A 15,081-nucleotide genomic window follows, 5' to 3' on the forward strand; every position below is an offset into this window, starting at 1 on the left:
AGCACACCGTGCCGGACCCCGGCGTGCATGCCACCGCCCGCGCGCGTGACACCGATATCGCGATCGTCGGTATCGGTGCGCGCTTCCCCGACGCTGCCGACCTCGCGGAGTTCCGGGCCAACCTGGCCGCGGGGCGCGATTCGGTGGGGCCGATGCCGCCCGAACGGATCGCCGCCACCGGCCTGGACGACACCGTCACCTACCTGCCGATGGGGCACCTGGCCGAGATCGACGGATTCGACTACCGCTTTTTCGGGATGTCCCGCCGGGAGGCGTGTGTCACCGATCCGCAGCAGCGGCTCGCCCTGCTGCTGGCCCAGCGCGCGATCGAGGACGCCGGATACACCAGGGAAAGGCTGGCCCGGGCGGTCACCGCCGTCACGCTGAGCGCGGCGCAGTCGAGTTACCACTCCGCCGCGGTGGACCCGGGTCCGTTGAGCCTGCTCGGAAACGCCACCTTCGCGGGCCCGGCGCGCATCGCGCACCGGTTCGGCTTCACCGGCGCTTGTTTCGGTGTCGACAGCGGATGCAACAGCGCGCTCGTGGCGGTGCACCAGGCGTGCCGCGAATTGCGGGGCGGGGACGCCGATTACGCACTCGCGGGTGGTGTGATCGTGCGGGTGCACGGCTCTCCGTCCTGGGGCGGGGGCAGCTTTTCCGAGATCATGTCGCCCACCGGCGTCTGCCGCGCATTCGACGCCGACGCCGACGGCACTGTGAACGGCGAGGGCGGCGCGATCCTGCTGCTCACCACAGTGGCCCGGGCGCTGGCCGACGGTGCCCCGATCCACGCGGTGATCCGCGGCAGCGCGACCCGGCACAACGGCGCGGCCGCCGCCACCATCAGCACCCCGAGCGCCGCCGCCCAGAGCGCCGTCATCGCCAAGGCGTGGGAGACTGCCGGACTCGATCCGCGCGTGGCCGGCTACCTCGAGACCCACGGGTCCGGGACGCGGCTCGGTGACGCGGTGGAGCTGGAATCTATCAGCGCTGTCTTCGGTGGCGGTCCCGGCCTGCCCATCGGTTCGGTGAAGACGAACATCGGTCATCTCGATCATGCCTCGGGTATCGCCGGCCTGGTCAAAGCGGTGCTGAGCGTATCGGAGGCGGAGCTTTTCCCGTCGCTGCACTTCACCCGGCCGACCGGCGACTTCGACCTGGCGACCGCCGGTATCGACGTGGTGACCGAGAGTCGCCCGTGGCGCGGTGACGCGGTGCGCGCCGCCGGAGTCAGCTCCTTCAGCCTGGGCGGCAGTATCGCGCACTGCGTGGTGTCGCAGGCGCCGCCGGTGCCCGCCACCCGGCTGTCGCGCCGCGCCCACGTGATCGGCGTTTCCGCGCGCACGCCCGAGGCGCTGAGCGAGCTGTGCGCCCGGCTCGCCGAGGCGGTGCGCGGCACCGATGCCGCGCTGGACGAAGTGGCCGCGACTCTCACCCTCGGTCGTGACCAGTACGAGCACCGGGTCGCGGTGACCGCCTCGGATACGGCGGAACTCGCCGAATCGCTGGACAAGGCGGCGGTGTACGCGCACCGCGTGCCGACCGCGCCGCGTGTGGTGCTGTTGCTGTCTCCCGACGCCGTTCCGGTCCCACCGGGTCCGGCCGGCGCTGTCGTGGCGCAGCCGCCCGCACTGCCCGCCGAGCTGCCCGCCACCGGCACGACAGCGTCGGTGCTGGCCGGGCAGATCGCGGTGCACGAACGGCTCACCGCGTGCGGGGTCCGGCTCGCGGCACTGCTGAGCGCGGGATCCTCACGCTTCGCCGCCCGGTACCTGCTCGGCTCCCGCGACGAGGTCGAACCGGCCGAACTCGCCGGTGCGGCGCCCACCGTCGACGGCGACCGGCTCCTCGGCGCGGTGCGCACCCTCATGGCTGCGGGACCGGTGGTTTTCGTGGAGCCCGGCCGGGACGGCAGGCTCGCCGCGCTCATCGCCGACGCCGTCCCGGAAGCCGAGATCGTCTCCGCCGCCGCCGATACCGCCGACCTGGACGAACTTCTGGGCCGGTTGTACGAATACGGTGTCGACCTCGACTGGTCGGCCGTCGCGTCCGGCCACGCCCGCCGGATACGTTTGCCCGGCCACCCGATGCGCGAATCCGGCTGCTGGGTCGACCTGCCTCGCGCCGCGGCGTCCGTCGCCGTACCGCCCGCCGTGCCCGTCACGCCGCACGACCACTCCGACCCGGTGCGCTGGCTGCGTCATACCCTCGCCGAACTGTTGTACACCGACGACGAGATCGACGAAGAAGCGGACTATTTCGCCCTCGGCGGCAATTCGCTGATCGCGGTGCAACTGGTGGACCGGATCGAGGAGACCTATGGTTTCCGGCCGAAACTGCTCGACGTCTACGAGCGTCCTCGGCTGGCCGATTTCGCCGAGCTTCTCGCGACCGGGCGCGCCGTCGGCGCCGCGCGCGCACCGATCCCGGCTCTGGTCGCGCACGACGAACCGGTCATGTCCTCGGGGCAGGAACGGATGTGGTTCCACCACCAATTCGATCCGCGCACGACGCTGTACAACTACCCGGTCGTCCAGCTGTTGCGCGGGCCGATCGACCCGGACGCGCTGCACGGCACCTTCGACGACCTCGTCGAACGTCACGAGACCCTGCGGTACAACTTCGCCGAAGTGGACGGCGTCGCGGTGCTGCGCATCCGTGATCGGCTGGACGACTACGTTCGCCGCGTCGACGTCTCCGCGGAACCCGATCCGCTCGCCGCGGCCCGCGACCTCGTGCACGCTGCCGCCACCGAGCCGTTCGACCTCGCTGTGGACGCCCTGTTGCGGGTGCTGCTCATCACCGTGGGACCGGATACCCATGTCCTGCAATTGACCTGCCATCACGCCGTCACCGACGGTGCGACCCCGACGATTCTCGGACGCGAGTTGCCGGAACTCTACGCCGCGCGGCGCGAGGGCCGGTCGCACCGCCTGGCGCCACTGCCGATCCGCTACCGCGACTACGCGGCCTGGCATCGCGCACTGCTGGCGAGTTCCGCGCTCGACCACGAACTCGATTACTGGCGCGAAACGCTGGCCGATGCGCCGGTATTGCGGCTGCCCACGGATTTTCCACGACCCGACCGCAAGACCTATGTCGGCGACCTACATCCGTTCACCATCCCCGCGCAGCTGCTCACCGATCTGCGTGCGCTGGCGGGTCGTACCTCGGTCTCGCTGTTCGTGGTCCTGCTCAGCGCCTTCTACCTGACTCTCGCGCGGCACAGTGGCCAGCGCGATATCGTCGTCGGCACCCCGACCACCGGACGCGGCCGTAGCGAATTCCAGGAACTGATCGGCTATTTCAACAGTACGGTCGCCTTGCGCACCGACTTCACCGCCGACGCCACGTTGCCGGACATGCTGACCCGGGTTCGCTCGGTCGTATTCGATGCGCTCGAACACCAGGAGATCCCGTTCGACCGGGTGGTCAATGCGGTGGCGCCGCAGCGCGATCTGTCGCGCACACCGCTGTTCGATGTGCTCTACATCCACCAGGTGACGCCACGAATGGAGCGGATCGACGAGGCCGGCGCGGAACTGTTCGATCTCGATCACGCCGCAAGCAACGAATTCGGCGGATTGCCTACGGGAACCGCGAAATTCGACCTGACGCTGATCACCTTCGAATACACCGACAGCGCCCCACGCGATATCGGCGCCTGCCTGGAATTCAGCACCGAGCTGTTCACCACGCAGACGGTGACCGCGCTCGGCGACGCGTTCCTGGAGATCCTGACGGCGATGGTGTCCGACATCGGCGCGCCGCCGATCGAGGCGCTGATCGCCGGACCCCGGCGGGACCCGGAGGTGACAACGTCGATCCCCGCCGACCGGCCACGCATCGGGAACACCTCGGAATACGAAGTGGTCACGCGCGCGATAGAGCTGGATCGCGCCGAACTCGAACCCTTCGGGACCGCGCTGTTCGACGCATACACGGTGCTGCTCGGCTGGTACAGCGGCGGTGACCGGTTGCGTATCGGCCTGCCCGACGGACCCGAGGGTGCGCGAGAGGTCATTGTGACCGTCCGTCCGGACACCACCTGGCGGACGTTGCGGGACAACCCGCCGGAATCGGCCGCGAGTACCGGCGCGACGACCCTGCGGTACCTCGGCTACGCGCGGGCGGTGCCGGCGGATACCGCGACCGAACTCGCGCTCGCATGGGCACCCGACTCCGCCGAGTTGCGTGTGCACTACGCGACCGCACTGTTCGACCGATCCTCCGCCGAGGCCATCGCCGACGAACTGGTCGCGCTGGCGCGGGCCGCGATCGACAGACCGGACGAACCGGTGCACGACACCGTGCTCGGCATCGAAGCCTTCCAGGACGAACAGGAGATCCACCCGTGACCACACAGCACCGGATCGGCGTGGTCGGCGCGGGCACGATGGGCGCGGGTATCGCCCAGTGCGTGGCCGAAGCGGGCATGCCCGTCACCGTGGTCGATCCCGATCCCGCTGCTGCCGAACGCGCCCGGCGCGGCATCCGCGCTACGCTGCGTTCGAGCGTGCTGCTGGGCCGCGGTCCACACCCCGGCGAGCTCGCCGAGATCACCGGCCGCATCAGGTGGTCGCAGCACATCGAGGAGCTGCGCGAGGCCACCTTCGTCATCGAATCCGTCACGGAGCGAGTCGCGCTCAAGTACCGCGTACTGGGCGAACTCGACCGTGTGTGTGCGCCGTCGGCGGTGTTCGCGTCAGGGACCTCGGCCATCCCTATCACCGACCTGGCGGCCCGCACCACCCGGCCGGAGCGGATGCTCGGACTGCATTTCATGAACCCCGCGCCGCTGACCGAGGCGGTGGAGGTGATCACGGCCGCGCAGACCGCGCCCGGCACGCTGGCCACCGCGCTCGACTTCCTGAGTGCACTCGGTAAACGCGGCATCGTGGTCGGTGACGGTCCTGGGTTCGTTATCAACCGGGTGCTCATGCTCGCCATCGCGGAGGCCGCCGCTGTCACCGAATCCGGAACCGACGCCGCCACGGTCGATGCCCTGTTCGAGGGCTGCCTCGGTCATCGGATGGGGCCACTGCGCACCGCGGATCTGATCGGCCTCGACAATGTGGCCGACACCCTCGCGGTGCTGCGCGATGCCACCGGCGACGGCCGCTATCGCGTGCCGGACGTGCTGGCCACGCTGGTCGAGAACGGGCACCTGGGCCGCAAATCGGGAAGGGGATTCCATGCCTACCCTTGAGACGAGCACACTCGACCACCCGCTCGAGCAGACGCCCGGGCTGGGTCCGCTGGCCCGGCGCAGCGGCGGCGGGACAGCGGCGGTCGTGCTGGCCGCACTGGCGGTGTACACGCATCGCCGGACGGGCGCGGACCGGGTGACCGTCGGCTACCGGTCCGGTACCACCGCGATCGAGATCCGCGTGACGGTGTCGGTGCGCGACGACTTCCGCAGCGTCGCCACCCGGGTCGGGGCGCTGCTCCGGCAGCGCACGACCGGTGCTGCCGGACCGGAATGCCCGACCGCGGTGCACGACCACCACGACGGGTGGCAAGTCGGCGTGCCCGAGGCCGAGTTGCCGATATTCACCGAGCTTTTCGCGCGACTCGTAGCCGCGCCCGGAACCCCGGTCGACCGGGTCGACCTCACCGCCGAGGAGGAACGCGCGCGCATTCTGCGCCGCGGCGGCCCGGTTCGCCCCCGGGACCCGCACGCCACCACCCTGACCGGTTTCGAGTCGATCGCCCGCCGGTCGCCCGAGTCGATCGCACTGGTGCACGGTGCGGATTCGCTCACCTACGGTGAGCTGGACACCCGCGCGAATCGACTGGCACGCAGTCTGGTTCGGCGTGGTGTCCGGCCGGATACGGCGGTCGGCGTGGCGATGGTCCGTTCGATCGAAGCGGTCGTCGCGGTGTACGCGGTGCTGAAGGCGGGCGGTGCGTATCTGCCGCTGGAACCGGGTCATCCGGCCGAGCGGCTGAATCGAATCCTGACAGTGGCCGAGCCGGTACTGGTGCTGAGCACACGCGGCGACGGCTTCGCCACCGATGCCGTGCCCGTCCACTACCTCGACGAGCCGGATGATGTGGACGAAGACGGCACACCGCTGCGCGACGCCGACCGGCACGCGCCCCTACACTCCGGCAATCTGGCGTACCTGATGTTCACTTCCGGCTCGACCGGTGTGCCCAAGGGGGTCGCGGTCCCGCATGTGGCGGTGGTGGACCATCTGCGGTGGATGAGTGAGCACATCGGCCTGGACGAGACCGACACCGTCCTGCAGAAGACGCCGGTCACCTTCGACGTCTCGATCTGGGAGCTGTTCTGGCCGGCGAGTATCGGAGCGACCCTTGCCATCGCCCCGCCGTCGGCGCACACCGATCCGGCCGAACTGACCCGGCTGATCGCCGCGCACGCGGTGACGACCCTCCAGTTCGTGCCCTCGACGCTGAGCAACCACCTCACTGTGGTGTCCGGCTTTCCGGCCTGCGTCCGCCGCGTGCTGACCATCGGGGAGACGCTCACACCCGCCCTGGCGCGGCGTTTCGGTGCGGCGACCCCCGCGCGGCTGCACAACCTCTACGGGCCGACCGAAACGACCGGGGCCGTCACGGGATACCCGGTGGATGTGCCGGCTCCGGCGTCGATACCCATCGGTTCGGTCGCCACGAATACGCGGGCGTACGTACTCGACGCGCGGCTGCGCCCCGTTCCCGACGGGCTGCCCGGCGAACTGTATCTCGCGGGCGCGCAGCTGGCGCGGTGCTATCAGGGCGAACCCGCGCGTACGGCCGAGCGTTTCGTCGCGGACCCTTACGAACCCGGTGCGCGGCTGTACCGCACCGGCGATATCGTCCGGTGGAATGCGGCGACCGAGCTGCTGGAGTACCAGAGCCGAGCCGATCTTCAGGTCAAACGCCACGGCGTACGTATCGAACTGGGCGAGGTGGAGGCCGCGCTCTCGGCATGCGCGACGGTCGCGCAGGCGGTGGCGACGCTGCGTCCCGACGGAAGGCTCCTCGGTTATGTCGTGCCGGTAGCGGGCGCGGTGTGCGCTCCGAACGCACTCCGCGCGGAATCGTCCCGCGCCCTCCCGGCTGCCATGATGCCCGACGATATCGTCGTGCTGGAGGCGTTCCCCGCCACCACGGCGGGCAAGGTGGACCGGGCGGCGCTGCCCGAACCGGCGCCACGTGACATCCCGTACCGTGCGCCGTCGACGCCGGTGGAGCAGACGCTGACCGAGGTGTTCGGACAGGTGCTCGGCCGGGATCGGGTCGGCGTCGACGAATCCTTCTTCGCCATGGGCGGTGACAGCGTCATGTCGATTCTGCTGGTCTCCCGGGCGAAATCGCGGGGCGTCCACATCACCCCCGCGCAGGTCTTCGAACGGCCCACCGTCGCGGGGCTGTCCACGGTCGCCACGACCGGAGCGCCCGAGCGGCATACGCTCGCCGAACTACCCGGGGCCGGGGTCGGAGAGATGCCACCGCCGCCCGCCGTCCTCGCGCTGATCGAGCGCGCCGCATCCGGTCGCGTGCCGTTCGATCGGTACGCCCAGCACATGGTGCTCGACCTGCCCGCGGGCATCACCGCGACCACGGTGCGACAGGTGATCGGTGCGGTCGTCGAACAGCACGATATGCTGCGCGCCCGGCTCTACCGCGACGCGGCCGGCGAGTGGCGCCTGTTCGCCGACCCACCCGGATCCTTCGAGGTCGGGTCGGTTCTCCGCCGGGTCGATATCTCCTCGGCCGATGACGTCGAAGAGGCCGCGATCCTCGCTCGTGAGACGGATGCCGCGACCGGCCGCCTCGACCCGGCGAACGGGGTCGTGCTGCGGTGTGTCTGGCTCGATCGGGGCCGCGGCGATCGCGGTGGGCTGCTCGTTGTCGTGATCCACCACATCGCGGTGGACGGTGTGTCCTGGCGCGTCCTGATCCCGGACTTCGTCGCGGCGTGGGTCCGGCTCGAGTCGGGCCGGTCGCCGCGGTTGCCCGCCACCGGCACCTCGATGCGGCGGTGGGCACACGCGCTGCGCGACAGAGCAGATGACGTCGAACTGCTCGCCCAGGCCGACATATGGAGGGAACTGCTGCGCGGGCCCGATCCGCTGTTCACCGATCGCGGGCTCGATCCGCGTATCGACGGCCCCGCCACGATGCGCCGCATCGTCTGCGAGTTCGATGAGGCGACGACCTCCGCCGCCGTGACCACAGTGCCTCCGCGCTACGGCACCGATACCAACACCGTCCTGCTGACCGCGTTGACCCTGGCGATGGTCGCGTGGCGCGGCGGTGACAGCTCCGTCGTCCCGGTGCGGCTGGAATCCCACGGCAGGCACGGCGATCTCGTGCCCGGCGCCGATCTCGCGCGCACGGTCGGCTGGTTCACCGCGGCCTATCCGTGCCGTTTCGACCTGACGGGTTTCGATATCGCGGACGCGATCGTGGGTGGGCGCGCCCTCGCCGGTGCGGTGAAAACCGTCAAGGAACAACTACGTGCCGTACCCGAGGGCGGCCTCGGCTACGGGTTGCTGCGCCACTTCGGTACCGGCGTCGATCTCCCGGCCGAGACCACTCAACTGTCGTTCACGTATCTGGGCGCGATCTCCGCGGCGAACGGCCCCTGGCTGCCCACGGCCCTCGCGAGCGACCGTGATCCGATCGACCCCGGCCTACCTGCCGATGTGGCTCTCGCGATCGACGCCGCGGTGGTCGGTGATCGGCTCACCGCGGGTTTCTCGTTCCCCGAAACCCTGATCGGAGCCGACCGCGTCCACGAGTTCGCCGAGCTGTTCGGAACGGTCCTGCGCACCCTGGCGCGGCACGCGGCCGATCCCGCCGCCGGCGGGTGGACACCCTCGGATTTCGCCCCCTCCGGTCTGCGGCAATCCGAGATCGATCGCTGGGAGCGCCGCTACGGCCGGTTGCGCGATATCCGGGCGCTCACCCCGATCCAGCAGAAGTTCGCCGACCTCGCACCCTCGGAGGGACCGGAAATCCACACTCTCCAGGTGGTGCTGACCTGCGAAGGAACTCCCGATCTCGCACGCTTACGCGCTGCCGCCCAGCATGTCGTGGATCGGCATTCCGCGCTGCGGGCAGCGTTCCTCCGCGACGGCGGCGGCCGGTGGCGGCAGCTCGTCGTCGCGACCGCGCCGATCGAGGTCGGGGAAATCGACCTGCGCGACCGCGGCACCGAACTGGACGATGTCCTGGCCGCGGAACAGGTGCGCCCATTCGACCTGGACACGCCGCCGCTCATCCGATTCCTGCTGGTCCGGACCGCGCAGCGCCGCTACCTGCTGTCGGTGACCAATCACCGGCTGCTGTTCGACGGCTGGTCCGTGCCGATCCTGATGCGAAACCTGCTGAGCGCCTTCGCGCTCGGTGTGGCCGACGCCGGTGAGGTGGACGACGGGTTCGCCACCTTCCTGCGCTGGCGGGCCGCGCAGGACCGGGGGCCCGCCGCCGCGGCATGGCGCGCTGCCCTGCACGACCTCGCCGCACCGACCCTGGTCGCCGCGCCCGGCGCCGCACCGCGCGATCCGGTGCGGTCGCACTCCGAGCACCGGGTGACGCTGACGGCCGCGCGTACCGCCGCGCTGGCCGATGTTGCCGCCGCCTCCGGTGTCACGCTGAACACCGTCCTGCAGTACGTGTGGGCGTCGGTGCTGGGTGATCTCACCGGGACCGACGACGTCGTGTTCGGCGCGGTGGTCTCCGGACGGCCCGCGAGCATCCCCGGCGTCGACGCCATGGTCGGCTCGTTCATCAACACCGTGCCGGTGCGGGTGCGCCGCCGTGACGACCAGCCGATAGGCGCCCGTCTGCGGGCGGTACAGGCCGAGCAGGCGGCACTACTCGACCATCACCATCTCGGCCCGGCCGAGATCGAGGACGTGGTCGGCGTTCCGGTGCGCGAGTACTTCGACACGCTGCTGGTGTTCGAGTCGTATCCGGTCGACGTCGCACCGGCCCCCGTCACCATGGGTGACCTGGTGCTGACCGATCTGTCGTCGCGGGAGATCACGTTGTTTCCGCTGACCGCGACGGTATGGCCGCGCGACCGGCTGACAGTGGCACTGAACTGGCACCGCGATCTGCTGGACGACGATCTGGCACGCCGGGTGATCGCCCGGCTGGAAGCCGAACTGGAACGGGTCGCGACCCTGCCCGCCGACGGCGCGAACGGAGTGAGATGACGCAGACGACACAGTGCCGGATCGATTACCCGCTGACCGTCGCGCAGCAGGAGATCTGGGCCTACACCACCCTGAACGGCGCGGATCATCGCTATCGCCTGGAGGGCTACCTCCATCTGCGCGGGCGTATCGATCCCGGCCTGTTCGAACGCGCGCTGCGCGGTGTCGTCGCGGGCGCCGAGACCCTACGCATCCGGCTCGACACCGAGGGCCCCGAACCACGTCAGGTGATCGAGGACTGCGCCGAATGGATCCTGCACCGGCGCGATTTCGGTGCGGCCGCCGATCCGGTCCAGGCGGCACTGGCCTACCTGCGCGCGGCCCCACCTGCCTTCGACCTGACCGTCGCACCGCTGTTCGACCACCATCTGCTGGACCTCGGTGCGGCGGGTCACCTCTGGGCCCTCCGCGCCCACCACATCGTCCTCGACGGCGGCGCGTCGCTGGCCCTCATCCGGGCGGTCGCGCGCGCCTACACCGCGTTGCTCGGTGATGAGCCCGCGCCGGAAGTCGTCGATACCGTCGCGGGATATGTCGAGCAGGACCGTCGGTATCGCGCCTCACGCCGGTTCACCGACGACCGTGCGTTCTGGTCCGGACGGCTCGCCGGGCTGCCCGACGCGCCGATGTTCACCCATCCGCCGGTCGCCGTCGGCGCGTCCGGGCCGATCCGGCATTCGGGTGGTCCCGGTGACGAGGAATGGCGGGAATTCCGGCAGGCAGCAGCGCGGTTCGGCGTGGACTGGCCGGCCCTGCTGGCCGCGACGACGGCGCTGCTGCTACACGCCGATTCCGGTGCGCGGACCGTGGTCCTCGGTCTGCCGGTGCCGGCCAAACGATCTTGGCGCGCACTCGGTATGACCTCGAACGTCGTCGGACTGCGCGTCGAGGTCGACCCCTGCGGGTCCATCGGCGCACTGGCCGCGGCAACGCAGACGGAACTGCGAAAGGTGTTGCGTCACCAGCATTATCGGCGATTCGACCTGCTCGCCGACGGCACGTCCCCGGGCGGTGAGCACCGCATCACCGGCCCGGTGCTCAATATCCTGCCCGCTGCGCCCGATATCCGCTTCGGTGATGTGGTCGCCACACCGATCCCGGTATCGACCGGATACACCGAGGCATTCGGCATCGGCATCCATCTCGGTGACGGTCCGCCACGCATCGATATGGACAGCACCGCCGATCGGTGCGACCGCGAGGCGCTGGCGAGTCTGCACAGCCGCTTCCTGACCGCGATGAACGACGTGGCGGCGGCTTCCGCGGATATGCCCGCCGGTCGGCTGACCCGCGCGCCCGCGTCGGTCGTGCCGCGCAGCCCGCACGAGGATCCGGCGGGCGCGACGGATCGCGGTATCGCGGAGGTCTTCGATTCGGTCGCGCGCCGGCACCCCGAACGCTCTGCACTCTGGTATGAGGGTGAGCACGTCGGTTATCGCGAACTGCAGGTTCGTGCGCAACGGTTCGCCCACCACCTCGCTTCCCGGCACGGTGTCGGACTCGGAACACCGGTGGGTCTGCGCCTGCCGCGCACCCCGGAACTGGTCGTCGCGGCGCTGGCTTTGATGCGGCTCGGCGCGATCTGCGTTCCGCTGCACGAGCAGGACCCGCCCGACCGTATCGCCTGGATGCTGTCCTTCATCGGCACCGAACTCGTTGTCGACGATATCGCGCTGGTGCGCAGCGTCTCGCGGTCCGACGGGCCGGTCCCGACCGCACCGGCCGACTCGGTACCCGCCGACGCGGCCGCCTGGCTGATGTTCACCTCCGGATCGACCGGCGCACCGAAAGGCGTACTCGCCACGCACCGCGCGATGGTGACGCGCGCGGTCGACCGGATCGCCGCGGGCCCGGAATACGCACGGATGCTGATGCATTCGCCCTACGCCTGGGACATGGTCGTCTGGGAACTCTGGATGCCGTTGTTGCAGGGGCATACCGTGGTGATCGCGACACCGGACCGGCTCGGGGCCGAAGACTTCCGCCAGGTGCTGCGGGCGGGCGAAGTCACGGCGGCGTTGCTGGCGACGGGGTTGTTCCAGGTGCTCGTCGACGATATACCGGAGAGCCTCGGCCGACTGCGCACGCTGTCGAGCGCCGGTGACATCCTGCCCCTCGATACCGTGCGCGCGATGCGCGCGACGGCGCCCGGACTGGACATCGTCAACATCTACGGTCCGGTGGAGGCCACCGCCTACGCCACCGCCTACTCGATTCCGGCCGGACCGCTGCCCGACGAGGCGATTCCGGTCGGCCGAGCCGTGGACCACACCGAGGTACTGATTCTCGACGCCTTGCTGCGCCCGGTACCGCCGGGCATGGTCGGCGAGATCTACCTGACCGGAGCGGGCCTCGCGCGCGGATATCACCGGATGCCCGGCCGCACCGCGACCGTCTTCACGGCCAATCCCTTCGGCGCCCCGGGGTCGCGGATGTACCGCACCGGCGATCACGGCAGCTGGGGCGCCGACGGTGCCGTGCGGTTCCTCGGCCGCGGTGACCGGCAGGTCAAGGTCAACGGCATCCGGGTGGAGCCCGGGGAGATCGAACACGCGATCCGGGACATGCCGGGGGTGACCGCGGCGGTCGTCACGGCGCACCGGGTGGCGGCGGGCAAGAGTTTGGTCGCCCATGTGGTCGCCGCCGAACCGATCGACACCGCGGTCATGCGAACCCGGCTGGCGCGGGTTCTGCCCGCCTATCTGCTGCCGGCCGTGATCGTGCAGATTCCCGCGCTACCACTGACGGCCAACGGCAAGGTCGACCGCACCGCGTTGACCATGCCTGCCGCGGCCGCCGCGGAGCCGCCGCGGACACCACGCCGGCAGATCCTCGCCGGGCTGTTCGCCGACGCCGTCGGACAGCAGCGGGTCGGCGTGCAGGACGATTTCTTCCGTATCGGCGGGAACTCGCTCGCGGCGATACGGCTTTCGGCGGCGGCGAGCCGGACCTTCGGTGTTGTGGTGAGTCCGCGCGATCTGCTCGACGCGCCCACCGTCGCCGCGCTGGAGCGGCGCATCGCCGATCGCGGCGGCGATCCCGGCGCTGTCGACCGGGAACCAGTGGACGTCGCGTACCGGGAGAGCGACGGTACCGCCTCCCTTCCCGATGACGCGATTCCGCTCATACCGAGCCAGCAGCGACTCTGGACGGTCAACTATCTCAGCGACGGCGCGGCCGATTACTTGATGCCCGCCGCCGTGGACCTCATCGGTTCACTCGACGCAGCGATCGTGCGGACGGCGGTCGGCGATGTGGTGCGGCGGCACGAGATACTGCGGACCACACTGCCTTTCACCGCTTCGGGACCGATCCAGCGGATCGCGGCCTTCAACCGGGACGCTGTCGACTACCGCGAGTTCACCGACGTCGAGGACCTGAACCGATTGCTGGCAGCGGAGCTGGACCGCGGTTTCCGGCTGCTCACCGAGGCGCCGCTGCGGGTGCGGTTGTACCGGCTGGCGCCCGATCATCACGTTCTGCTCGTGATCCTGCACCACTGTGCGGGTGACGCCGAATCACTGGCGCTGTTGCTGCGCGAATTCGAGTTCGCCTACCTCGCACGCGCCGAAGGCACGGCACCCGGCTGGCCGACGCCACCGGTCCAGTTCGCCGATTACGCCCGGTGGCTGCGTGACCACGGCGACGATTCCGTCCACGCGCAGTATTGGCGTGACCTGCTGTCCGGACTGGAGTACACCCCGCCGCTGGCCGTCGACCACCCGCGCTCCGCTGCCGGTGGATACCCGGCGGCGCTGCTGCCGTTCACCCTCGACGCGGCCACCCACGCCGCGGTGCGGGACACCGCCCGTAGCCGTGGGGCGACCACCTACGCCGTCCTGCACGCGGCCCTCGTCCATGCCCTCACCGATATGGGCGCCGGACCCGATCTGGTCATCGGCACGGCACTGAGCGGACGCGATCGGCCCGAACTCGACACGATGCTCGGCTGTGCCGCCGATATCGTGCTGATCCGCACCGACCGCACCACCGCACCGGATGCCGGACAACTGATCGACCAGATTCGCGACCGCATCCTGGAAGCCCACGAGAACAGGCGCTACCCGTTCGAGCGAACCACGGCCGCCCACGCCGGACCGGACCGCCCGCTGCCCCAGATCGTCACCACGTTCTTCCGCGATATCCCGGTCGCGGGCGGCGCGGGCGATATCGAGGTCCGGCTGCGCGAACTGCCACCCCAGCGAGCGGAGTTCGAGATACTCATCCAGCTCGGAGAAGCCACCGGGCCCGGCGGCGAACCGGCCGGCATCCACGGCGAGATCCGCTACGCCGCACCGCTGTGGGAGGCCACGACGATCACCGCGCTCGCACGCGGCCTGCGATCCGCGATCACCGCATTGTCGAACGGATAGGTTGCGGCAGAACACACGTCATGAAATACAGCGCCGGAGTTCTGCTGTTCCGTCGTGACCCGGAGGTGCGAGTGCTGCCGAGCCTATGGGCAGGCCCCTGTGGGCGGGTGAGGATGCGGGGCGTGGTCGATTCCCAAGGGTGAGTCCGAGCAGGTCCGCGCCGTGCGCCGCGAATTCGACGAGGAGTTGGTTGGGCCGCGAGGACGGCGGCCGAGGCCTGATCTCGGAAACGGTGGCCGGGGATCGTCTGCTGGGACCGGGCCGGTGGCTATCCGCAGTTTTCCGGGGAGGGCGCTGAGTCCGGTCGCGCGGCAGGGGTGGTTGTACTCGGGTCCATTACTCGATATGCAGGAGGCGTCCATGGTTGCGCCGGCGGATTCCAGCGGGTTCGACCCGGGGCTGCTGTTCGATCCGTCGCGCCCTTCCCTGAGCCGGCCGGGGTGATTCCGTACCGGCGTCCGTGCGCCGGGGCCGGCCGGACCTCGGTGGTGACCGGGGTGCCGTCGGTGCGGAAGGTGCGTAGTGCGAAG

At 70.1% G+C, this 15,081-nt stretch carries 4 protein-coding genes; all 4 read left to right on the plus strand.

The genetic code is table 11. From position 1 onward, the window contains the following. Window positions 1-8: 8 nt before the first annotated feature. Genes ACWEWT_RS27695 through ACWEWT_RS27710 form a run of 4 tightly spaced genes read left to right on the plus strand, consistent with a single transcriptional unit; the run spans window position 9 to window position 14,551 of the window. Complete coding sequence (locus ACWEWT_RS27695; RefSeq protein WP_452563264.1) at window positions 9-4,358, plus strand: condensation domain-containing protein; 4,350 nt, start codon at window positions 9-11, stop codon at window positions 4,356-4,358. Continuing rightward, window positions 4,355-5,209 (plus strand): 3-hydroxyacyl-CoA dehydrogenase family protein, encoded by an 855-nt coding sequence (locus ACWEWT_RS27700; protein ID WP_452563266.1) that lies wholly within the window; start codon window positions 4,355-4,357, stop codon window positions 5,207-5,209. Before ACWEWT_RS27695 ends, ACWEWT_RS27700 begins: the two co-directional genes overlap by 4 nt. Next, window positions 5,196-10,178 (plus strand): amino acid adenylation domain-containing protein, encoded by a 4,983-nt coding sequence (locus ACWEWT_RS27705; RefSeq protein WP_452563268.1) that lies wholly within the window; start codon window positions 5,196-5,198, stop codon window positions 10,176-10,178. Before ACWEWT_RS27700 ends, ACWEWT_RS27705 begins: the two co-directional genes overlap by 14 nt. Then, entirely contained in the window at window positions 10,175-14,551 is a 4,377-nt protein-coding gene (locus ACWEWT_RS27710; protein WP_452563269.1) for an amino acid adenylation domain-containing protein, read from the plus strand. Before ACWEWT_RS27705 ends, ACWEWT_RS27710 begins: the two co-directional genes overlap by 4 nt. The last annotated feature ends 530 nt before the right edge of the window (window positions 14,552-15,081 follow it).

This window comes from Nocardia sp. NPDC003963, from assembly GCF_053605105.1.

Bases quoted from the DNA above. Each gene is read 5' to 3' on its own strand.
- ACWEWT_RS27705 (WP_452563268.1), top strand. From the start codon at position 5,196: ATGCCTACCCTTGAGACGAGCACACTCGACCACCCGCTCGAGCAGACG.
- ACWEWT_RS27710 (WP_452563269.1), top strand. From the start codon at position 10,175: ATGACGCAGACGACACAGTGCCGGATCGATTACCCGCTGACCGTCGCG.